The 19953-nt window shown below is 72.2% G+C and carries 15 protein-coding genes; 4 read left to right on the top strand and 11 right to left on the bottom strand.

Features of this window, described 5'->3' with window-relative positions:
• Positions 1–20 precede the first annotated feature (20 nt).
• From ASF75_RS00280 to ASF75_RS00300, 5 genes are all read right to left on the bottom strand, one after another.
• Positions 21–653 (bottom strand): FMN-dependent NADH-azoreductase, encoded by a 633-nt coding sequence (locus tag ASF75_RS00280; RefSeq protein ID WP_017886558.1) that lies wholly within the window; start codon positions 651–653, stop codon positions 21–23.
• A gap of 140 nt (positions 654–793) precedes the next feature.
• The gene (locus ASF75_RS00285; protein WP_017886559.1) at positions 794–2371 is read right to left on the bottom strand and encodes a hypothetical protein; all 1578 of its coding nucleotides are present in this window, start codon (positions 2369–2371) and stop codon (positions 794–796) included.
• Positions 2372–2626: 255 nt separating this feature from the next.
• Positions 2627–3955 (bottom strand): hypothetical protein, encoded by a 1329-nt coding sequence (locus tag ASF75_RS00290; RefSeq protein ID WP_056068202.1) that lies wholly within the window; start codon positions 3953–3955, stop codon positions 2627–2629.
• Between the two features lie 227 nt (positions 3956–4182).
• On the bottom strand, positions 4183–5607 hold the full coding sequence (locus ASF75_RS00295) for a hypothetical protein (protein ID WP_056068203.1): 1425 nt from the start codon (positions 5605–5607) through the stop codon (positions 4183–4185).
• A 166-nt stretch (positions 5608–5773) separates the two neighbouring features.
• On the bottom strand, positions 5774–6676 hold the full coding sequence (locus tag ASF75_RS00300) for a LysR substrate-binding domain-containing protein (protein WP_017886561.1): 903 nt from the start codon (positions 6674–6676) through the stop codon (positions 5774–5776).
• Positions 6677–6781: 105 nt separating this feature from the next.
• On the opposite strand from ASF75_RS00300, the gene ASF75_RS00305 reads away from it, so the two are divergent.
• Both ASF75_RS00305 and ASF75_RS00310 read left to right on the top strand, forming a co-directional pair.
• Complete coding sequence (locus tag ASF75_RS00305) at positions 6782–10258, top strand: proline dehydrogenase family protein (protein ID WP_056068205.1); 3477 nt, start codon at positions 6782–6784, stop codon at positions 10256–10258.
• Between the two features lie 223 nt (positions 10259–10481).
• Complete coding sequence (locus ASF75_RS00310) at positions 10482–10922, top strand: VOC family protein (protein ID WP_017886563.1); 441 nt, start codon at positions 10482–10484, stop codon at positions 10920–10922.
• A gap of 5 nt (positions 10923–10927) precedes the next feature.
• On the opposite strand, the gene ASF75_RS00315 is transcribed toward ASF75_RS00310, so the two are convergent.
• Both ASF75_RS00315 and ASF75_RS00320 read right to left on the bottom strand, forming a co-directional pair.
• On the bottom strand, positions 10928–11371 hold the full coding sequence (locus ASF75_RS00315; protein WP_017886564.1) for an acyl-CoA thioesterase: 444 nt from the start codon (positions 11369–11371) through the stop codon (positions 10928–10930).
• Complete coding sequence (locus ASF75_RS00320; protein WP_017886565.1) at positions 11368–11976, bottom strand: QsdR family transcriptional regulator; 609 nt, start codon at positions 11974–11976, stop codon at positions 11368–11370. The genes ASF75_RS00315 and ASF75_RS00320 overlap by 4 nt, the downstream gene beginning before the upstream one ends.
• Before the next feature lie 47 nt (positions 11977–12023).
• Between ASF75_RS00320 and ASF75_RS00325 the strand changes: the two genes are divergently transcribed.
• Positions 12024–13217: an acyl-CoA dehydrogenase family protein gene (locus ASF75_RS00325; RefSeq protein WP_371830327.1), complete on the top strand. Its 1194-nt coding sequence runs from the start codon at positions 12024–12026 to the stop codon at positions 13215–13217.
• A 60-nt stretch (positions 13218–13277) separates the two neighbouring features.
• On the opposite strand, the gene ASF75_RS00330 is transcribed toward ASF75_RS00325, so the two are convergent.
• Together ASF75_RS00330 and ASF75_RS00335 are read right to left on the bottom strand one after the other, a co-directional pair.
• Positions 13278–14717, bottom strand: a complete 1440-nt coding sequence (locus tag ASF75_RS00330; RefSeq protein ID WP_056068206.1) for a phytoene desaturase family protein — start codon at positions 14715–14717, stop codon at positions 13278–13280.
• A complete protein-coding gene (locus ASF75_RS00335) occupies positions 14714–15610 on the bottom strand; it encodes a UbiA family prenyltransferase (RefSeq protein WP_017886568.1) in 897 nt (298 codons plus the stop codon). Before ASF75_RS00335 ends, ASF75_RS00330 begins: the two co-directional genes overlap by 4 nt.
• 62 nt (positions 15611–15672) lie before the next feature.
• Here ASF75_RS00335 and ASF75_RS00340 point away from each other — a divergent pair, with 62 nt between their 5' ends.
• Entirely contained in the window at positions 15673–16878 is a 1206-nt protein-coding gene (locus ASF75_RS00340; protein ID WP_056068208.1) for a glycosyltransferase, read from the top strand.
• Between the two features lie 61 nt (positions 16879–16939).
• Here ASF75_RS00340 and ASF75_RS00345 read toward each other — a convergent pair whose 3' ends face one another.
• Both ASF75_RS00345 and ASF75_RS00350 read right to left on the bottom strand, forming a co-directional pair.
• Complete coding sequence (locus tag ASF75_RS00345; protein WP_056068210.1) at positions 16940–18973, bottom strand: alpha/beta fold hydrolase; 2034 nt, start codon at positions 18971–18973, stop codon at positions 16940–16942.
• A complete protein-coding gene (locus ASF75_RS00350) occupies positions 18970–19866 on the bottom strand; it encodes a patatin-like phospholipase family protein (RefSeq protein WP_017886571.1) in 897 nt (298 codons plus the stop codon). The genes ASF75_RS00345 and ASF75_RS00350 overlap by 4 nt, the downstream gene beginning before the upstream one ends.
• Between the last annotated feature and the right edge of the window lie 87 nt (positions 19867–19953).

A 19953-nucleotide genomic window follows, 5' to 3' on the forward strand; every position in this document is an offset into this window, starting at 1 on the left:
GCCGTCCGCGGCCGCGCGGGTCAGCCGAGCGTCGTCGCGAGGCGTTCGATCGTCGTCTTCGCGTCGGCGAACTCGGCGGCGGCGTGCTCGGCCAGGGCGGCGAGGTCCGGCAGCCGGTCGGCCAGGGTGGCGCTGACGGTGATCGGGTACAGCTTCATGCCGAGCGCGGTGCCGAGCACGATGTGCAGGACGGGGGAGCCGTGGTCCCAGCCCTCGGTCGGGGTGCCGGCGTCGTAGGTCGCGCCACGGCTCACCACGGTCACGACGGGTCGCCCGGCCAGGGGCTGCACGCCGCCGGTCAGGATGCCGGGCACGTGGATGCGGTCGATCCAGGCCTTCAGGGTCGAGGGCACCGTGTAGTTGTACAGCGGCGCACCGACCACGACGACGTCGGCGGCCAGGAGCTCGTCGATGACCTCCTGCCGCAGTGCGTCGGCTTCGGGCGCGACGGTCTCGTCGGCGGTGCGGTCGGCGGCGGCCCAGTGCAGCGCGGAGCTCTCCAGGTGGGGGAGCTGGTCGACGTGCAGGTCGCGCCGGACGACCGTGTACTCCGGGCCGCGGGCGCGCCAGGCATCGGCGAAGGCTGCGGTCAGCGCGCGCGAGCGCGAGTGGGAGAGGTCGGCCGAGGAGTCGATGTGCAGCAGCGTGGGCATGTCGCCAACGCTACCGGCGCGGACCCACCCGGGTGCTGATGCGAGAACGGCCCCGCTGCTCCGGTGGGGAGCAGGCGGGGCCGTGGCGGGCCTCCCGTCCGCCGCGCGGGCACGCGACGGACGGGAGACGTCTCCGGGTGTCAGCGCTGGGCGCGACGACGGCGCGCGAAGCGGGCGCCGATCAGGCCGGCACCGGCGACCAGCAGGCCGAGGGCCCACGGCAGTGCGTCGGTGGTGTCCGAGCCGGTGTAGGCGAGCTGGCCGCCGGTGTTGACCGGTGCGACCGGGGCCGCTGCGGGTGCGACGGGGGTCGGGTCGGCGATGCCGGCGGCGACGGTCGGCCGGACGTCGACGGCGAACGACGTGCTGAAGTCGCCGGCGGCGACGGTCAGGTTGTGGATCGACGCGTGCGGGAACGTGACGCCGACGATGCCGAAGTCACCGAGCTCGGGGTCGGGCGCGATGACGTCGCTGGCGATGTCCGACGTCACCGTCGGCAGCTCGCGCGTCTCGCTGTCGAAGCCGCCCTCGGGGTTGCCGAAGCGGTCCACGAGACCGCCCTGGACCACGAGCGTGCCACCCTGCTCGATGGTCGGACGGCCACCGATCTGGAAGTCGTCCTCACCGAGCGTGAAGACGCTGCCGTCGGGCTCGATGATCCAGCTCGTCCGTTCCTGGTCGCTGTCATCGAAGAGGCCAGCGCGGTCGGTCGTGTAGACCATGACGCCGATCGGGGCTGCGGCCTCGACGGTCATCGACACGTACTGCGTGACGGACTCGGTGCCGCTGGTCGCGGTGACGGCGAAGTCGTAGTCCATCGCGAAGGTGGCGGTCCCGCTGAGTTCACCGGTCGAGGCGTCGAAGGTCAGGTCGAAGGGGAGCTGTTCCTCGGGGGACGACTCGTCCTCGGGGAACTCCTCGGCGTAGTCGGCGTCCTCTTCGGAGAACCAGGTGAGGCTGTACTTCGGCTCCGGGAAGCCCTGCGCACGGAAGGTGTGCGAGAAGGCGTCACCGGCGACGGTGCTCAGCGCGAGCGGGTTGTCCTGCGTCGCGCCGGCCTTGGTGGGCTGGCCGTCCGCGCCGAGGAACGCCGGGGTCTGCGTCACGGCCGCGGTCGCGGCCGAGGTGACGGTCGACGTCTCGGTCGCGCCGGGCAGCGTGCCCGTCACGGCGACCGTGATGGTCTTGCGGACGTCGGTGGGGTCGACGACGTAGCTCGCGGCCTTCGACAGGACGTTGCCGTCCTGGTCGGTCCACGAGTACTTGTAGCCTGCCTCGTCGTCGAAGCCGGTGACGACGGCGACGAGTCGGGTGCCGACCTTCGCAGCGCCCTCGATGGCGACGGTGGCGTCGGCGGCCTCGGCGGTGACGTCCGGCTTCGGGGTCTCGGTCGGCGTCGGCGCCTCGGTGGCCGTCGGCGCGGTGGTCTCCGGAGCGACGGGCTCGTCGGTGGCCTCCGGGGCCGGTGCAGCCGGGGTCTCCTCGGCGGGAGCCGGGGTCTCGGGCGTGGTGTCGGCGGGCGGATCCGTCGGCGTGGACGTCTCGCTGCCCTCGGCCGGGGCCGGGGTCTCGACGGCCGAGATCGGCTGCGTGGTGTCGAGCGTCTCGGCGTTGGCGGCCGTCGCGGTCATGATGCCGAGGCCGGTGGTCAGGCCGACCAGGGCGACGGTGGTGCCGACGGCGCAGGCGCGACGGACTGTGGAGGTGCTGCGGTGCACGGGTTCCCCCAGGGAATCGGTCCAGGCCACTGGCCCGGATCATGTGAATTTGCCGAGAATGTCGGCGTTCTCGGATCGTAGCGGGATCGGGTCCTGGGGCTGTGACGATTCACCGGAATGTGACCCGGGTTGGGGGTGCGTGCGGGAAACCGCCTGACTTCCGCAGCCGCGGCGCGGCTGCGGAGGTGCGGAAGGACGGACGGGAGGCCCGGTGCCAGCTGGCACCGGGCCTCCCGTCCGTTCGTCGGTCGCGTCTCAGGCGCGACGGCGCCGCAGACGGTGGACCAGCAGGCCGCCGCCGGCGGCGAGCAGGCCGAGCGCCCACGCCAACGGCGTGGTCTCGTCGGCGCCGGTGTAGGCGAGGGTGCCGGGGGTGCCGCTCGTGGTGGTCGCGACCGCGGCCGTGGCGACGGGACGGACGGCGACGACGAACGTGGTCGAGGCGCCGCCCTGGGTGATGGTGAGACGGTGGTCCGAGGCGTGCGGGAACGTCACCTTCGAGGCGTCGCCCCGGGGATCGGTGGCGATCTTGTCCGACGCGACCGAGCTCGTCACCGTCGCGCCGAACCCGGTGCTCACGGAAGCCGGCGCGGTCGGGTTGCCGAACCGGTCGACGGCGAGGCCGGACACCACCAGCGAGCCGCCCTGCTGGGCGGGGATCGAAGTGACGGTGCCGAGGGGGTCGCCCCCGCCGGAGAACGCGCTGATGACGCCACCGGGTGCGACCGACCAGACCGTTGCGCCGGGTGTGCCGGTGTCGACGATCGCCCGGACCCCGACGGGTGCGGCCGGCAGGACGGTCAGGCGCACGTACTCCGTGGCGGTCGCGGTGCCGCGGAGGGCGACGACCTCGAAGTCGTACGTGCCAGCGGTGGTCACGGTGCTGGTGAGCACCCCGGTCTCGACGTTGACGGTCAGGTCGGACGAGGGTGCGTCCTGGATCGCGTACGCCAGCGAACCCGTGCCGCCCGTGGTACGGAACGTGTGCGTGAACGTCGCGCCGGCGGTGGCGGTGAGGGCGAGCGGCTTCGCCTTCGTCGAGGGCTCGGTGAAGACGACCGGCGACGGCGAGACGGTCAGGCGGACGTACTCGGTCACCTGTGTCGAGCCGCTGAGCGCCACGACCTCGAAGTCGAACGTGCCGGCGGTCGTCGGCGTGCCGCTCAGCACGCCGGTCTCGACGTTCACCGTGTAGTCCGCCGACGGGGCGTCCTGGATGGCGTACCCGACGGTGCCGTTGCCGCCCGTGGTGGTGAACGTGTGACTGAACGGCGTGCCGACCGTCGCGGTGAGGGCGATCGGGGCGGCCTGGGTCGACGGCTCGGTGAACGCGAGGTCGCTGCCGTCACCCGGTGCTGCCGCCGGGGTGGCGCTGTCCGTGGCCCTCGCGGCGGGGCTGGCGGCGTGCGTCAGGCCGGCACCCGGTGTCGCGGTCGCCGTGGTGCTCGTCGGTGTCGTCGTCCGCGTCTGCGTCGCCGCCGTCGCGGGCGCGCTGACGCCGATGACCGAGCCGATGGCGGTCGCCGCGACGACGATGCCGATCGTCGCCGCGCGGCGGACGGGCGGCTTGGTGGACTGGTGCATGGTTCCCCCTCGGGAGTCTGGTGGTGAGCACGCGGTGCCCGCGCGCTCCTCTGTGCTGACGTTACGGTTCACAGACCCGTTCCGACCCCTGCCGGAGATCACGGTTTCGTCTCGGTACTACCGGCTCTCATCTGGGGTTTTTCACAGAAACGCGCGACGACGGGCCGGAGGTGCGGGGCGGTCCCGCCGCGCACCTCCGGTCCGTCAGGCGGTTGCCGTGACGTGCCTCAGCCGAGTCGGCGACGCAGGCGCCAGACGAGCAGGCCGGCGCCCGATGCCAGGAGACCGAGGGCCCACGCGAGCGGGCCGGACTCGTCGGCACCGGTGTACGCGAGGGTGCCCGACGCGGTCGGCGTGTGGGTGGTCGTGACCGTGGTCGTCGCCGTCGGCTGCACCTCGAAGCGGATGGTGCTCGTCACGTCTCCGGACGCGACGGTGATCGTGTGCGGCGACGCGTGCTCGAAGGTCACCCACGTGGCCACAGCCTCGGGGTCGTACTCGGTGCGGTCACTGGCCACGTCGCTCGTGAAGGTGAGGTCGGTGTGGTCGCCGACCGGCTGCCCGTCGGCGTCCACGGCCAGGGCGCGGATCTGCACCCGGTCACCCTGTCGGGCCGGGATCGCGTCGACCTGCTGCGGGTCGCCGTCCGCCGGGTAGTAGGTGATCACGTCGCCATCGACGCCCCACCGGTCGCCGGAGGTCCCGTCCGCGGGGAGCACCCCGATGGTGATGCCGGTGACGGCAGCGCGGGCCTCGGAGACGCGGACCGTGAACGAGGTCGAGACGCCGCCCTCGGACACCGTCAGTGTGCGGGTGCCCGGCTCCGAGAACGTCACCGTGTTCGCCGACCAGTTCGGGTCCCAGACCACGCCGTCGGACGCGGTGGTGCTCGTGACGGTCGAGCGCGGGTACTCGTCGCCCGGGGTGGTGCGGTTGCCCAGCGCGTCGACGGCCAGCCCCGCGAGGGTCATCGAGGAGCCGACCGTGGCGGGGACCTCCGACACCACGGTGTCACCGGTGCCACCCGGCGCGTACTCCCGGATCGTCCCGTCGGCGTCGACCTGCCAGCTGACGTCGTTGTCCGAGCTGTCGACGCCGAACGTGACACCCACCGGGGCGCCGGGCTCGATGTCGACCTGGACGTACTGCACGGCGGTCTGGTGCAGGTCGGTCGCGGTGACCTGGAACAGCGCGGGTCCGTCGAACGTGCTCTTCGGGGTGGCGCTCAGGACACCGGTCTGCTCGTTCCAGGACCAGCCGTTGACGTCGTTGGTCGGGTCGAAGTTCAACGGGTTGAACAGGTACTCCAACGGGCCGTCGCCGCCCTGGGCGGTGAAGGTGTGCGAGAACGGCTGGCCGGCGGTCACGGTGAGGACGATCGGCGCGTCCTTGCTCGACGGCTCCGCCCAGGTGACGGGTGTCGATGCCTCGGGGGCGGCCTGTTCTGCGGCGGCGGGGGGCGTCGGCGCGGTGCCCGCGGCGGTCGTGCCCTGCGGAGCCGACGTCGCGGTGGTGCTCGGCGCAGCGGTCTCGTCGGTCGCTGCGGAGGCGGCGCTCGCCCCGATGCCGAACGCCGACGAAGCGGTGACGATCGCGATCGCCGCTCCGATCGCCGCGCTGCGGCGGAAGGTGTACTTGCAGGACTGGTTCACGGGATCCCCCTCGGATGCCTGGACGGGACGCCGGATCAGCGTCCTCTACTCAGGGAATGTCGCCCGCTGGCCAGTCCTGACGATCGCTCGATCACAGAATGATCACGACCGCAACGGAGCTCCGCAGCCGTCGTGCCGACCCGAGCCGCGCCTCCAGACCGCCGTGTCACGCTCCGACGACGGACGCGGCACGTTCGAGCGCGGCGCGGAGAGCACGCACCGCTGGCGACGACGCGCCAGCGGCGCGGACCACCGTGAAGATCGTCCGTCGCGGACCCTCCGGCAGCTCGAGCAGTCGACAGGTCGTCGTCCGGCCGGTCCACATCAGGTCCGGCATCAGGCTCACCGCGTTGCCGGACTCGACCAGGCGGATCTGCGTCTGCAGGTCGGCGGTCTCGTACCGGACGTCTGGCTCGAAACCCCAGCGCCGACAGACCTGCTCGGCGAAGTGCCGCGACGCGGTGCCGCGGGGCTCCATCACCCAGGGCATGGTGCGCGCGTCCTCGAGCGACGACACCGGGCGCAGTGCGGTGTCGAGCGGGGGCAGGGCGAGCCGCACCGCGTCGGTCGTCAGGTCCGATCGGTCGAGCCCGGGCAGGTGCGGTGCGGCATGTGCCGGGTACTGCTCGGCGATCACCATGTCGAAGTCACGAGCCCACGTCTCGTTCAGTGCGGTCTCCGGCTCCCGCTGCACCATCTCGACCCGGACGTCGGGGTGCTCCGTCGCCATCTCGTGCAGGGCGCTCGGCATCAGGGCCAGGGCCGCGGACTGGAACACGGCAACCCGCACCCGGCCCTGCACGGACGACAGGGTCTCCTCGACCTGGGACTGCGCGTGCTCGAGGACGTCGAGCACCTGGCCCGCCGCGGTGACCAGCACCTCGGCCTGCGGGGTGAGCTGCAGCCGTCGGCCGGCCTTGCGGAACAGCTGCACACCGGCCTCCCGCTCCAGGGCGCTGAGCTGCTGCGAGACCGCCGACGGGGTGAAGTTCACCGCCTCGGCGACGGCCGCGATCGTGCCACGGATGGACAGCTCACGGAGGAGCACGAGACGGCGGACGTCGAGCATGGTCCGACGCTAGCCGGAGCGCGACCGGAACGGTAGCGCAACTGAACGGTATCCATCAGGAACGCTCACTTCCGCTACCGCATCCCGGACCTCCACACTGAACCCATGACGACGCTGCACGAGGACTCCGCCATCGACCACGACGCCCTGGCGGACCAGTCCGTCGCGCTCGTCCGACAGTGGCTCGCCGAGGCCGAGTCGTACCCCGTCGACGGCTCCGCGAAGCAGCTCGCCGGGGTGCTCGCCGACCCCGCCGGCCTCGACTTCGCCGTCGGGTTCGTCGACGGCGTCGTGCGACCGGAAGACCTCGCCGTCGCCGCCCGCAAGCTCCGCCAGATCGCCCCGGACGCCCCCGGGTTCCTGCCCGCCGCGCTCCGCGGACTCGTCCGGCTCGGCGGCGGCATGGCCCCGGTCCTGCCGAACGTCGTCGTCCCCATCGCCCGCCGCGTCCTCCGGAACATGGTCGGCCACCTGATCGTCGACGCCACCGACTCCAAGCTCGGCCCGGCCATCGCCGGCATCAAGCGCGACGGCGTCCGCCTCAACGTCAACCTGCTCGGCGAGGCCGTGCTCGGCGAACGCGAAGCCGCCCGCCGGCTCGAGGGCACCCACAAGCTCCTGGCCCGCGACGACGTCGACTACGTCTCGATCAAGGTGTCGTCCACCGTGCACCCGCACTCCCCGTGGGCGTTCGACCACGCCGTCGACGACATCGTCGAGCAGCTCCGACCGCTCTTCCAGCGCGCCGCAGCCGCCAGCCCGGCCAAGTTCATCAACCTCGACATGGAGGAGTACAAGGACCTCGACCTCACCATCGCGGTCTTCACGAAGCTCCTCGACGAGCCGGAGTTCCTCGGCCTCGAAGCCGGCATCGTGCTGCAGGCGTACCTGCCCGACGCGCTCGCCGCGATGCAGGAGCTGCAGGAGTGGTCCGCCGCCCGCCGCGCTCGTGGTGGCGCGGGCATCAAGGTCCGGCTGGTCAAGGGCGCGAACCTGCCGATGGAGCAGGTCGAGGCCTCGGTGCACGGCTGGCCGCTCGCCACCTGGCACACCAAGCAGGACTCGGACACCAACTACAAGCGCGTGCTCGACTGGGCGCTCACCCCATCGCGCGTCGAGAACGTCCGCGTCGGTGTCGCCGGGCACAACCTGTTCGACGTCGCGCACGCCTGGCTGCTCGCCGGTGAGCGCGGCGTGCGGGACGGCATCGAGTTCGAGATGCTGCTCGGCATGGCGCAGGGGCAGGCGTCGGCCGTGAAGAACACCGTCGGTTCGCTCCTGCTCTACACGCCGGTCGTCCACCCGGGCGAGTTCGACGTCGCGATCGCCTACCTGATCCGCCGTCTCGAAGAAGGCGCGTCGCAGGACAACTTCATGTCCGCGGTCTTCTCGCTGGTGTCCTCGCCGCCGCTGTTCGCCCGCGAAGAAGAGCGCTTCCGCGCCTCCCTGGTGCCGCTCGCGACCCCCGAGGGACTCGAAGCGCCCGCATCCCACCGGGTCGCCGACCGGTACGCCGCCGTCGGCCGCCCCGGCCCCGGCCACTTCGAGAACACCCCGGACAGCGACCCCTCGGTCGGCGCCGTCCGCGCCTGGGGCGACGCCATCACCGCACGGGTCGCCTCGTCGACGCTCGGCGTCCGTGCCGTCCAGGAGGCCCGGGTCGACTCCGCCACGGCGCTCGACTCCGCGCTCGGTCGCGCCAAGGCCGCCGGTGCGGTCTGGGGGACCTGGTCCGGTGGTGCCCGTGGCGCCGTGCTGCACGCCGTCGGCGACGCACTCGAGGCGAACCGTGCCGCCCTCATCGAGGTCATGGCGTCGGAGACCGGCAAGACCATCGACCAGGCCGACCCCGAGGTGTCCGAGGCGATCGACTTCGCGCACTTCTACGGCACCCTGGCGTCCTCGCTCGACGACGTCGACGGTGCGACCTTCACGCCCGCAGCGCTGACCCTCGTCGCGCCGCCGTGGAACTTCCCCGTCGCGATCCCCGCCGGGTCCACCCTCGCCGCACTGGCCGCCGGGTCCGCCGTCGTCCTGAAGCCCGCGCCGCCCGCCGAGCGCTCCGGCGCCGTGCTCGCCTCGATCATCGAGACCGCGCTCGACGCCCACGGGGCCCCGGCCGACGTGCTCGCGTTCCTGCAGGTGTCCGAGGACGACCTCGGGCAGCAGCTCATCGCGTCGCCGATGGTCGACCAGGTCATCCTCACCGGTGCGTACGAGACGGCCGAGCTGTTCCGCTCGTTCCGGCAGGACCTGCCGCTGCTCGCCGAGACCTCGGGCAAGAACGCCGTGATCGTCACGCCGTCGTCCGACCTCGACCTCGCCGTGAAGGACGTCGTCGCGTCCGCGTTCGGGCACGCCGGCCAGAAGTGCTCGGCTGCGTCCCTCGTGGTCATGGTCGGCTCGGTCGCCAAGTCCAAGCGCTTCCGGAACCAGCTGCTCGACGCGGTGTCGTCGCTCACCGTCGGCTACCCGACCGACGCGGCGACCCAGATGGGCCCGGTCATCGAGCCGGCATCGGGCAAGCTGCTCGACGGCCTGACGACGCTCGGCGCGGGGGAGTCCTGGGCCGTCGAGCCGAAGCAGCTCGACGAGACCGGCAAGCTCTGGAGCCCGGGCGTCCGACAGGGCGTCCGCCGTGGCTCGGAGTTCCACCGCACCGAGTACTTCGGCCCGATCCTCGGCATGATGACCGCCGACTCCCTCGACGAGGCGATCGACATCGTGAACGAGGTCGACTACGGCCTGACCTCGGGACTGCACTCGCTCGACCCGGCCGAGATCGGCACGTGGCTGTCGCGGATCCAGGCGGGCAACCTCTACGTCAACCGTGGCATCACGGGCGCCATCGTCCGGCGGCAGCCGTTCGGCGGGTGGAAGAAGTCGGCAGTCGGTGCGGGGACGAAAGCCGGTGGGCTGAACTACCTGCTCGGGCTCGGGTCGTGGACGCCGGCACCGGCGGCCGGTGCGTCCGGTGTCGCCGTGTCGGGTCCGGTCTCGGCGTTCGCCCGGGCTGCCGAGGTCGCTTCGCCGATGCTCGACCGCGCGCTGGCGTCCGACGAGCAGGCCTGGTCGACGCTGTTCGGCACCGCGACGGACGTCTCGGCGCTCTCCGCCGAGCGGAACATCGCCCGGTACCTGCCGTTCCCGTCGGTGCAGGTGCGGCTGGCCGCGGTCGCCGACGCGGACGCTGACGCCTCGGTGATCGAGCTCGTCCGCGTCGTCGCAGCCGCACTCCGGGCTGGCACGACGATCGAGGTCTCCACGGCCGCGACGCTGCCGTCGTCCGTCGCCTCGGCGATCCGGTCGCTGCCGATCGTGCGCTCGCTGTCGCAGACGGTGTCCGACGGGGCCTTCGCGAGCTCGGTCGCTTCTGGTCCCTCGACCCGCGTGCGGCTCATCGGTGGGGACACCTCGGCGCTGTACTCCGCCGTCGGTGGTCGTCCGGACGTCGCGGTGTACGGCGGCCCGGTGACCGAGGCCGGGCGGCTCGAGATCCTGCCGTTCGTCCGCGAGCAGGCGGTGTCGATCACGGCGCACCGCTTCGGCACGCCGAACCACCTGACCGACGACCTGATCTGACCCCGGACCGCGGCGCTGGCGTTCGGGTCCAGCGCCGCTTGCACGACCGAAGTGCCCCCGAACCGCGCGATCGCGTGGTTCGGGGGCGCTCTGGTTGTGCGGCGTGCGGAACGTCGTGCGCGCGGCTGTCCGGTCGCCGCACGGCCTCGGGTGCTTCGGAGGCACCGAGGGTTGCCTCGGGTGCGCGTCGCAACCACGGCGCGCAACCCTGAGGAGCTCCACCATGACCGAGCCGTTCGCACGCCCGACCGCCCTGGCCCACGTCCGTGTCACCGTGACCGACATCCACCGCAGCAAGGCGTTCTACCAGCAGCTGCTCGGCACCGACCCGGCGATCGACTTCAGCGACCAGGTCGACGAGCCCGGCGTGCGCGAGGACCGTGAGCGCTTCTACGGCGGCTCCGTGTTCCGGCTCGGCGACCAGGTGTTCGGGCTCCGTCCGGTCGCCCCGGCGGGGCAGACGTTCGACCCTGACACCGTCGGCCTCGACCACGTGAGCTTCGTCGTGGGGTCGGTCGACGAGCTGCACCAGGCGGCTGCACGCCTGGACGCCGCAGGGGTCGAGCACGGCGAGGTCACCGACCTCGGCGACGCCGGCATGGTGATCCTGTCCGTGCAGGACCCCGACGACATCAACCTCGAGCTGGCTGCGCTGAAGGGCTGAGGTCCTCAGTCGGCGACGGCGGGCTGCTGCGCGACCATCGAACCCGTGACGAGCTCGCGGAGTTCGGCGGGCAGCGGGATCGGACGACGGGCACCTTCACGGTCGATGATGACGTGCACGAACTCGCCCGTGGCGAGCAGTGCCCCGTCGGACTGCCGGAACAGGCCGAACTCCCACGACAGGCTCGTGGTGCCGAGGTGCTTCGAGCGCATCCCGACCTCGATGACGTCCGGCCAGACGGCGGACTCGACGAACCGGCAGCTCGACGACACCAGCACGGCGATCCACTCCGACGAGAACGGGTCGAGCCCGGCGAACTCGCGGAACCAGTACGTCGACGCGTTGTCCATCGCCGAGTAGTAGATCGTGTTGTTGACGTGCCCGAACATGTCGTTGTCGTTCCACCTGGTGGGGTAGGAGCGGCGGAACGGGTACTCGTCGATGGTCATCGGTCTCCGATCGGTGGTGCGGGTGTGGCGTGCACCGCGTCGGGCCGCAGGACGTACTCGAACGCCGCACGTGCCCGGTCGGGATCAGGGGTCTCACCGGAGATGAACTCGGCGTAGGTGAACGACTCGGAGATCCGGACGAGCAGCCGTGCGAGCTCCTCAGCCGACAACGGTGCCGGATCGAACGTACCGGACGACTCCTGCTGCTCGATGAGTGCGGTGACCCGGGCGACGAACCGGCTCTGCACGTCGCTCTCCGAGGTGGTCAGCAGACGCATCGCCCGAGCCGGTTCGCGGGTCAGGAACGCACGGAAGTACGGGGCGTCGATCAGGTCCGCGGTGAACCGGTCGAGCACGACGACGAGCCGGGCTGCCCCGGTCGCTCCGATCTCGTCGGCGGCGTGGGTTGCCCCGTCGAGCGTCGGGACGGCGAGGGACCACAAGATCTCGGACAGCAACCGGTCACGGTTGCCGACCCAGCGGAACAGTGACGTGCGATCGACGCCGAGTGCGGCAGCCAACGCCCCCATGTCGATCCGCGACCCGGCGATGAAGGTGTGACGGGCCTCCCGGAAGGCGCGCAGCGCAGAGTCTGATGTGTACACGCGATCCTCTCTTGCAACGTTTTCGAGAATGATGCATCGTGGTTCCCATGTCAACGACCATGCCCGCCACGGCCCTGCTCGAATCGGACTTCTACGGCTTCCAGCAGCAGCTCACCGAGCAGGAGCGTGCGTCGCTCGGGCAGCTCCGGCAGTACCTCGAGCAAGAGGTCCGGCCGATCGCCGACGAGTACTGGGCGCGTGCCGAGTTCCCGATGCAGGTCATCGCGCCGCTCGCCGAGCTCGGCATGTACGGGCCGGGCGTGCCGATGGTGCGCCAGTTCGAGAACTCGGCCGTCTACCGCGGGTGGACAGCGCTCGAGCTCGGCCGGGTCGACGCCAGCGTCGCCACCTTCATCGGTGTGCAGTCCGGCCTGGCGATGAACTCCATCGCGGTCGCCGGCAGCGACGAGCAGCAGCGGGAGTGGCTGCCACGGATGGCCGCCGGCGAGCTCATCGGGGCCTTCGGACTCACCGAGCCGTACTCCGGCAGCGACTCCGCCAAAGGCCTGCGCACCACCGCACGGCGCGAGGGCGACGAGTGGGTGCTCGACGGCGAGAAGCGCTGGATCGGCAACGCCACCTTCGCCGACGTCGTCGTGATCTGGGCGAAGGACGTCGCCGACGGCCAGGTCAAGGGCTTCCTCGTCACCACCGACACCGCGGGCTTCACCGCGACGAAGATCGAGGACAAGATCGCGCTGCGCGGCGTGCAGAACGCCGACATCGTCATGCGGGACGTCCGTGTCCCCGAGTCGCGTCGGCTGCAGAACGCCACGTCGTTCCGCTCGACCGCCGAGGTGCTCCGGCTGACCCGCACCGAGGTCGCCTGGCAGGCGGTCGGCATCGCGATCGGCGCGTACGAGGCCGCCCTGGCCTACGCCCGCGAGCGGGTCCAGTTCGGCAAGCCGATCGCCGCGCACCAGCTCGTGCAGGACCTGCTCGTCAAGTCGCTGTCGAACATCACAGCCTCGATCGCGCTCTGCACGCAGGCCTCGGCCATGCAGGACGCCGGGGTCGGTGGCGACGAGCACTCCGCGATGGCCAAGGCGTTCGCCACTTCGAAGATGCGCGAGACCGTCGCCTGGTGCCGCGAGGTGCAGGGCGGCAACGGCATCGTGCTCGACAAGGGCGTCGCTCGGTTCTTCTCCGATGCCGAGGCGATCTACTCGTACGAGGGCACGCGCGAGGTCAACACCCTGATCGTCGGCCGGGCGATCACCGGGCAGGCCGCGTTCGTGTAACTGCCCGGCTGGTGTGGAGCGGTTCGCCGGTTCGCCGGTTCGCCGGTTCGCTCGTTCGTGTCAGGCCGGTGTCGACTTGAGCAGCCGGTTCACCGCGATCATCGCGCCACCCACCACCGCCGGGACGCCGCCGCCGGGGTGGACCGACGCACCGACCCGCCACAGCCAGGGCCGCCAGGGGGCGTTGTACGAGGGACGGTGGAACGGCCCGCTCAGCCACGGCGGGCGTGCCGCTCCGTAGAGCGCCCCGTGTGGTTCGCCGCCCTCGCCGTAGTACTGCGGATCGAGCACGACCTGCTCGTCGAGCAGGTCGGTGAGGGGCCCGTCGAGTCCCATCGCGCGGGAGACACGGTCGACCTCGCGCCGCACGAAGGGGTGCTCCGCCGTGTAGTGACCGCCGTCGGCGGGCGCGGTGAGCAGGATCCCTGCGGTGCTGCGCCCGTTCGGGTACACCTCGCCCGCGCGGTACTGGTTGACGAACACCATGGTGTCCGCCGGCTCGTCGCCGGCCTCCAGGCTGCGGTGCAGTGCCGCCGGCTTCGTCGGGAGCACCACGCTGTGCGCCGCGAGGTCCGCCGGCAACTCCTGGCGAAGGACGCCGTACACCGCGACGGCCGAGCAGGAGAGGGTGCGCGGACGCAGACGGGGGAGCGGTGGGATCCGCGACGGCCCCGTCAGTGTGGTGAGCCGGTCGGCGTCCACGGCGCTGACGACGAGGTCGGCCGGGTACCGCCCGACCTCGGTGGTGACCCACCCGCGCTCGATGCGGGTGACGGCCTCGCCGGTGCGCACCTCGGCTCCGGCGGCCTCGGCCAGCCGGGCCAGCGCGAGCACGATCTCGTAGATCCCGCCGCGCGGCACCCAGGCACCGGTCTCCGCCATGATCGCCGGCATGCTCGCGTAGAGGGCCGGGGTGCGTGCCGGCGAGACGCCCGCGTTGAGGGTGTGGATCGCGATGATCTCGCGCAGCCCGTCCGGCAGCCACGGCAAGCCGTCCAGGTAGGCGCGCGTCGTGAGTCGCGAACCGTAGACGGCCAGGAGCCGACGGAGCGCCGGGAGGGCCGCGCGGTCGAGGGGGTCGGCGAGCAGCAGCTCGGTCACGTCGTCGGCGAGGGGTGCGTGCAGGTCCGAGAATCGGCGCCAGGCGGGGTACCACGGGTGGTCGGGCGCCACCGGCAGCGAGGTCTCCTCGCCGTCGTGGTAGTAGCGACCGACCTCGGGCATCCGCACCAGGTCGAGGTGACCGGCATCGCGAGTGCGCTCGGGTGCGCCCGCGTCCGCGCCGTCGCCGAGTCGCCGCAGCAACTCGTCCCACACGGCGGGGAACGTCATCAACGACGGGCCGGTGTCGATCCGGTCCGCACCCAGGTGGATGCGCCGGCTCTTGCCGCCGAGGTCCGCGGAGGATTCGAGCAGGGTGACCCGATGGCCAGCACGTGCGAGCAGCGCGGCGGCGGTCAGGCCGCCGATCCCGCCCCCGACCACGACGATGCGGCTCACGAGCGGCCTCCCAACACGATCGACACCATGAGGAGCACCCCGACGAACGACCCCGCGATGTACGGGAAGGCGACCGACAGACGGTACAGGCGGTGACCGGTCTCCGGCGTCGGATCACGCAGCAGGGACACCACCAGGATGCCGGCGATGAGCAGGTTGACTGCGGCCACGGGCACGCTCACCACGGCGAAGAGTGCCGTCGAGGCGATCCACCAGGACCCGCTCCACCATGCCGTCCCGCGCGCGCCGAGCCGGACCGCGGTGGTGGTGATGCCCGCACGGCGGTCCTCCTCGATGTCCTGCACCGCGTCGAAGGCGTGCTTGGCCACGCTCCACGCCATCAGGCCGAGGGCAGCCGGCCACACCGGGGTGACCGAGAGCGCCGCGGGGACGATGACCAGCGGCAGCGCGTACGCGGCGTTGCTCAGCGAGTCGAGGAACGGCCGCGCCTTGAACCGCAGCGGCGGTGCGGAGTAGAAGACGAAGACACCCGCGTAGAGCAGGATCACCGCGTTCGCGAGCGGCGGCAGTGCGATGGAGAAGTAGACGAGGAACGGGACGTTCACGACCGCGACGGCCCAGGCGATGAGCCGCACCTCGGACTGTCGGATCCTGGCACCCTCGATCGACCCCTTGCGGGGATTGGCCGCGTCGGTGTCCTGGTCGTAGATGTCGTTGACGCCGTAGATGAGCAGGTTGAACGGCAGGGTGAGCCACAGGATGAGCGGCAACGCCCGCACGTCGAACAGCGCGCCGGTGAGCCACACGGCAACGAGCCCGGAGCCGATGGTGTTGATCCACAGCACCGGTCGCGAGATGAGCAGGAGCCGGCGCACGGCCGGTCCGATCCCGGACAGCGCGGTTCGCGGGATCCGCTCGAGTCCGTCAGTCACGGGCCCGAGCGTACCCGGCCGACGGTGACGCCGGGCGCCGGCTTCCCCGCCACACTGGTCGGATGCGCATGATGCTGCTCACCGCCGGCACCCGCGGCGACGTCGAGCCCTTCGCCGCACTGGCACGACGTGCCCTGTCCCGCGGACACCAGGTGCGGCTGGCGCTGCCGGACGACGCGGTCGCGCCTGACGGTGTCGACACCGTGCGCCTCAGCCTGGACGCGCACCGGGTGCTGTTCCCTGTCCGGCGCACCCCTCGAGTGCTCGCGCACCACCTGCGCACCGAGGTGCGTCCTGCGATGCGCCGGATGCTCGCGGCCGCGGTGCGGGAGAGCGTCGACTTCGGCCCCGGCGTGGTGGTGCACCACCCGCTGATCCTGAGCGCTCCGATGGTGGCGGACGCGCTCGGCGTCCCCCGCGTGCTGGTGGAGTTCGCACCCGTGGCGACCCCGAGCGAGCGCTTCCCCGCCGCCGGAGGCCCGACGGCGACCCGAGACCTCGGCCCGCGCAACCGGTCCACCTACGCCGTCCCCCGCGCCGTCGCCCGTCTCTTCGACGCCGACGTGGTGCGCGCCGCCGCCGAGTTGCCGGGCGGCCGTCGTCCCGCGCGGCGGTCGCCGTCGCGTGCGACGCTCATGGCTGTGAGTTCCGCGTTGCTCCCGCGGCCCGACGACTGGCCCGAGCGGGTGCACCAGACGGGGGCCTGGTACGAGGCGACACCGTCGGCGTCACTCGACCCCGAGGTCGGCGACTTCCTGCGGGCCGGTCGCTTCATCGTCGCCTCGTTCGGGTCCATGGCGACGGGGACGGCGCGGGACGCAGCGGCTCGAGGGTCCGCGATCGTCACGGCTGCCCGTTCCCACGGCCTCCGGGTGCTGCTCGTCACCGGGGCGGGCGGCCTCGCGCTGCCGGCTGCGCTCCGTGGCCCCGACGTGCTGGCGGTGGGATCGGCGCCGTTCGACGCGGTGCTGCCGGGCGCGACGCTCGCCCTGCACCACGGCGGGGCCGGTACCGCGCACGCCGTTGCCCGCGCCGGCGTGCCCGCGGTCGTCGTGCCCGTCACCGCGGACCAGCCGTTCTGGGCCGCTCAGCTGCACCGACAGGGCGTGGCCGCCGCTCCGGTTCCGCTGCGTCGCGTGTCGGCGGGCACGCTCGAACCCGCGATGCGCGATGCCATGACCCGCCGCGACCGTGCCGCCGACGTGGGTCGACGGATGCGGGCAGAGCACGGGGTCGAGCGGGCGCTCGACGTGCTCGAAGCCCTCTGAGCCGTGGTCGCGGCGCGGGCAGGGATCGTCGGCGGCTGCTCCTTCGGTCCGGACGTGTCGCTCAGCCGAGCAGCTCGGGTCGCTCCCACTCCTGGTCGAGCACGTGCTGCCCGAGGAACGCGAACACCGTCTCGTACCAGACCACGGCGTGCTGCGGGGAGAGCACCCAGTGGTTCTCGTCCGGGAAGTACAGGAACCGGTGCGGCATCGAGCCGTCCGGCGCCGCGTGGTGCTCCGCGAGCTCGGACCACAGCCGAAGCCCCTCGCCGATCGGCACCCGGTAGTCCTTGTCGCCGTGGATGACGAGCATCGGTGACGTGATGTCGCCCACGAACCGGTGCGGGTCGTTCGCCGCGATCCCGTCGGCGTCGAAGATCGACGACCAGTACTGCGACGAGTCCGTCGTGCCGTTGAACTGGTCGAGCGCCCACAGGCTGGCGTGGGTGACGATCGCCCGGAACCGGTCGGTGTGCCCGGCGACCCAGTTCGCCATGTACCCGCCGAACGACCCGCCCATCGCCGCGGTTCGGGAGGCGTCGATGTCGGCTCGGGCCTCGACCACGTCGGTGATCGCCATCAGGTCGGTGTACGGCGCCTGCCCCCAGGCGTTCCAGCCGCGGTTCACGAAGTCGAGCCCGTAACCGGTGGACAGCGCGGGGTCCGGCAGCAGCACGGCGTACCCGCGTGCCGCGAGCAGCATCGGGTTCCACCGCCACGACCACTGGTTCCAGGAGTTGAGCGGCCCACCGTGGATCCACAGGACGAGCGGGTGCGGCCCGTCGCCTTCGGGCACGACCAGCCAGCCGCGCACACGGGCACCGTCGGCAGCGGTCGTCTCGACCTCTTCCAGGTGGGCGGGCACGTCCGGCAGGGACGCCGGCGTCGCCAGCGCGGTCACCGTACCGTCCGTCGCGATCCGCACGGGGTGCAGCGGCGCCGCCCAGGAGGCCCGGAGCGCCACGACCACGCCCGTCGCCTCCGCCACGCGCAGGCTCGAGTACGCCCAGTCGTCGTGCGTCAGCTGCTCGACGGCGCCGCCGTCGAGCGGGATGCGGAAGACCGGCGCGCGGCCGTCCTGGTCGGCCACCGCCAGGAGCGCCCCGTCGCCGTGCTCGAACACGAGCTCGCTCGGCCAACGGTCCCAGTCGGCCGCGATGCGGCGGGCGTCGGAGCCGTCGATGCCGGCCGTCCAGACCTCCTGCTGGTTCGCACCGGCGGGGGTGGAGCGGACGGTGCGGACCCAGGCGATCGTCCGACCGTCGTGGCTGAGCGCCGGCATCTCGTGGTCGACGTCGACGTCGTCGAACAGCACCGTGCGGTGGCCGCTGGACAGGTCGATGGTGACGAGCGTCGAGCGGTGTCCACGGGCCTCCCGGACGCCCACGGCTGCCAGCAGGACCGATCCGTCGGGCGTGAGCGCTCCGCTGACGTGGTCGAGGGAGCGGCCGGGGGACGGCGTGCGGTCCACGGGCTGAGCGACTTCGTCCGCGCCGCCGGCCGTGTCGAGCGTCAGGACATGGGTCTGGGCCGGACCAAGGTCGTGGTCCCAGTACCGCACCGGGTAGGTCTCGTGCAGGATCGCGCGGACGTGCTTGTCCTTACGGGTCTCCCGGAGCCCGGCGTCGGCCTCGAGCACCGTCGACGGGTCGGAACCGGCCCCCGGCAGCAGGTCGGCGGTCAGCGCGACGACGTCCGACGACGACGCGGTGGCCAGGACGCCACCGACACCCCCGGCGAGACGGGTGAGCGGGCGGGCCTCGCCACCCGCGGCGGGCAGCACCCAGAGCTGTGCCGCCTCGAGGTCGCTGGCGTCCGCGTCTGGCCGGGCGGAGACGAAGAGCAGGTCGCCGGTGCGGGTGAAGGCGATGCCGCCCTCGCCCTTGGCGGAACGGGTGAGGCGGACCGGGCGCGCAGCGGACCGGCTGTCGTCGGTCGACGACGTGGGCACCTGCCAGATGGACCGGCGGGAACCGGTGCCGTCCGGATCGAGTGCACTGACCGTCAGGGCGACGCGAGTGCCGTCCGGACTGACGTCGATGCCGTCGACGCGGGGGAGCGCGATGTACTGGTCGAGGTCGGAGAACGGGGCGCTCATGCGTGCACGCTCGCCAGGTCCTCGGCCCAGAAGGCGGCGATCTGCTCGGCGACCGCGGTGCCCTGGGCGTGGCCGGCCTCGGCCGACGGCGCCTGGGTGGCGAGCGAGAGCGAGTTCGTGCCGAAGGCCTGCTGGGACGCGCTGTCGGCCACGACGACCTCGACCGACGAGCCACCGGCGCGCAGGGCCTCGACCGCGACGTCGAGCCAGGGTCCGCACGGAGACGGCCCTTCGGGTCCGCAGGCGATGACGAGGACCCGCTCGTACCCGGCGGCGGCGTCGGCGTTGGTGCCGGAGCGGACACCGCCGTCGACGTAGGGGCGGCCGTCGATGCTGACGGGGGTCCACACGAAGGGCACCGAGCAGCTGGCGGCGACCGCGCGGGGGAGCGGGACGCCGTCCGCTGCGGTCAGCAGGCGGAAGGTGCCGTCGGTGGCGTCGACCGCGGTGACGGCGAGGGGCTTCTCCGGCCACTCGGTGGACGGGAGCGTCTCGCCGAAGGTCACGATGCGCTCGTCGTCGGTCTGCCCGCCGACGACCTGCTGGGCGGCCTGGCCGAGTCGAGCGCGGGCGTCCTGTTCGTCGGTCGCGCCCTGCAGTGCTGCGCCGATGTGCTGCTGCACGGCTTCGACGTCGATCGGTGCCGGCTCTTCGTAGGTCGTGGGGGCCGGGCTGTGCTGCTGGTCGTGGGCCTGCTGGACGGCACCGTTCCGGACGAAGGCGCCGACGACGCTGCCGGCGCTCGTGCCGACGACCAGGTCGGCGGCGTCGAGGTCGACGCCGGCTTCCTGCAGGGCGACGAGGACGCCGACTTCCCAGGCGATGCCGGCGACACCTCCGCCACCGAGGACGAGGGCTCTGGATCCGGGAACGGGCGTGCTGACGTCGGTCATGGGTCCTGCTTACCAGCTGCGTGCGACGGGCTGGTGGAGGCCGTCGGATCCTGTGGAGAACCGACCTGTGGACAACTCCGTCCGAGT

Origin of the sequence: Curtobacterium sp. Leaf154, from assembly GCF_001424595.1 — a bacterium.
Taxonomy (GTDB): Bacteria; Actinomycetota; Actinomycetes; order Actinomycetales; family Microbacteriaceae; genus Curtobacterium; species Curtobacterium poinsettiae.

What these genes read in the sequence shown, in the direction of transcription:
- ASF75_RS00280 (WP_017886558.1), bottom strand. Translation starts at nt 653, where the DNA reads ATGCCCACGCTGCTGCACATCGACTCCTCGGCCGACCTCTCCCACTCG.
- ASF75_RS00290 (WP_056068202.1), bottom strand. Translation starts at nt 3,955, where the DNA reads ATGCACCAGTCCACCAAGCCGCCCGTCCGCCGCGCGGCGACGATCGGC.
- ASF75_RS00300 (WP_017886561.1), bottom strand. Translation starts at nt 6,676, where the DNA reads ATGCTCGACGTCCGCCGTCTCGTGCTCCTCCGTGAGCTGTCCATCCGT.
- ASF75_RS00305 (WP_056068205.1), top strand. Translation starts at nt 6,782, where the DNA reads ATGACGACGCTGCACGAGGACTCCGCCATCGACCACGACGCCCTGGCG.
- ASF75_RS00310 (WP_017886563.1), top strand. Translation starts at nt 10,482, where the DNA reads ATGACCGAGCCGTTCGCACGCCCGACCGCCCTGGCCCACGTCCGTGTC.
- ASF75_RS00315 (WP_017886564.1), bottom strand. Translation starts at nt 11,371, where the DNA reads ATGACCATCGACGAGTACCCGTTCCGCCGCTCCTACCCCACCAGGTGG.
- ASF75_RS00325 (WP_371830327.1), top strand. Translation starts at nt 12,024, where the DNA reads ATGTCAACGACCATGCCCGCCACGGCCCTGCTCGAATCGGACTTCTAC.
- ASF75_RS00340 (WP_056068208.1), top strand. Translation starts at nt 15,673, where the DNA reads ATGCGCATGATGCTGCTCACCGCCGGCACCCGCGGCGACGTCGAGCCC.
- ASF75_RS00345 (WP_056068210.1), bottom strand. Translation starts at nt 18,973, where the DNA reads ATGAGCGCCCCGTTCTCCGACCTCGACCAGTACATCGCGCTCCCCCGC.
- ASF75_RS00350 (WP_017886571.1), bottom strand. Translation starts at nt 19,866, where the DNA reads ATGACCGACGTCAGCACGCCCGTTCCCGGATCCAGAGCCCTCGTCCTC.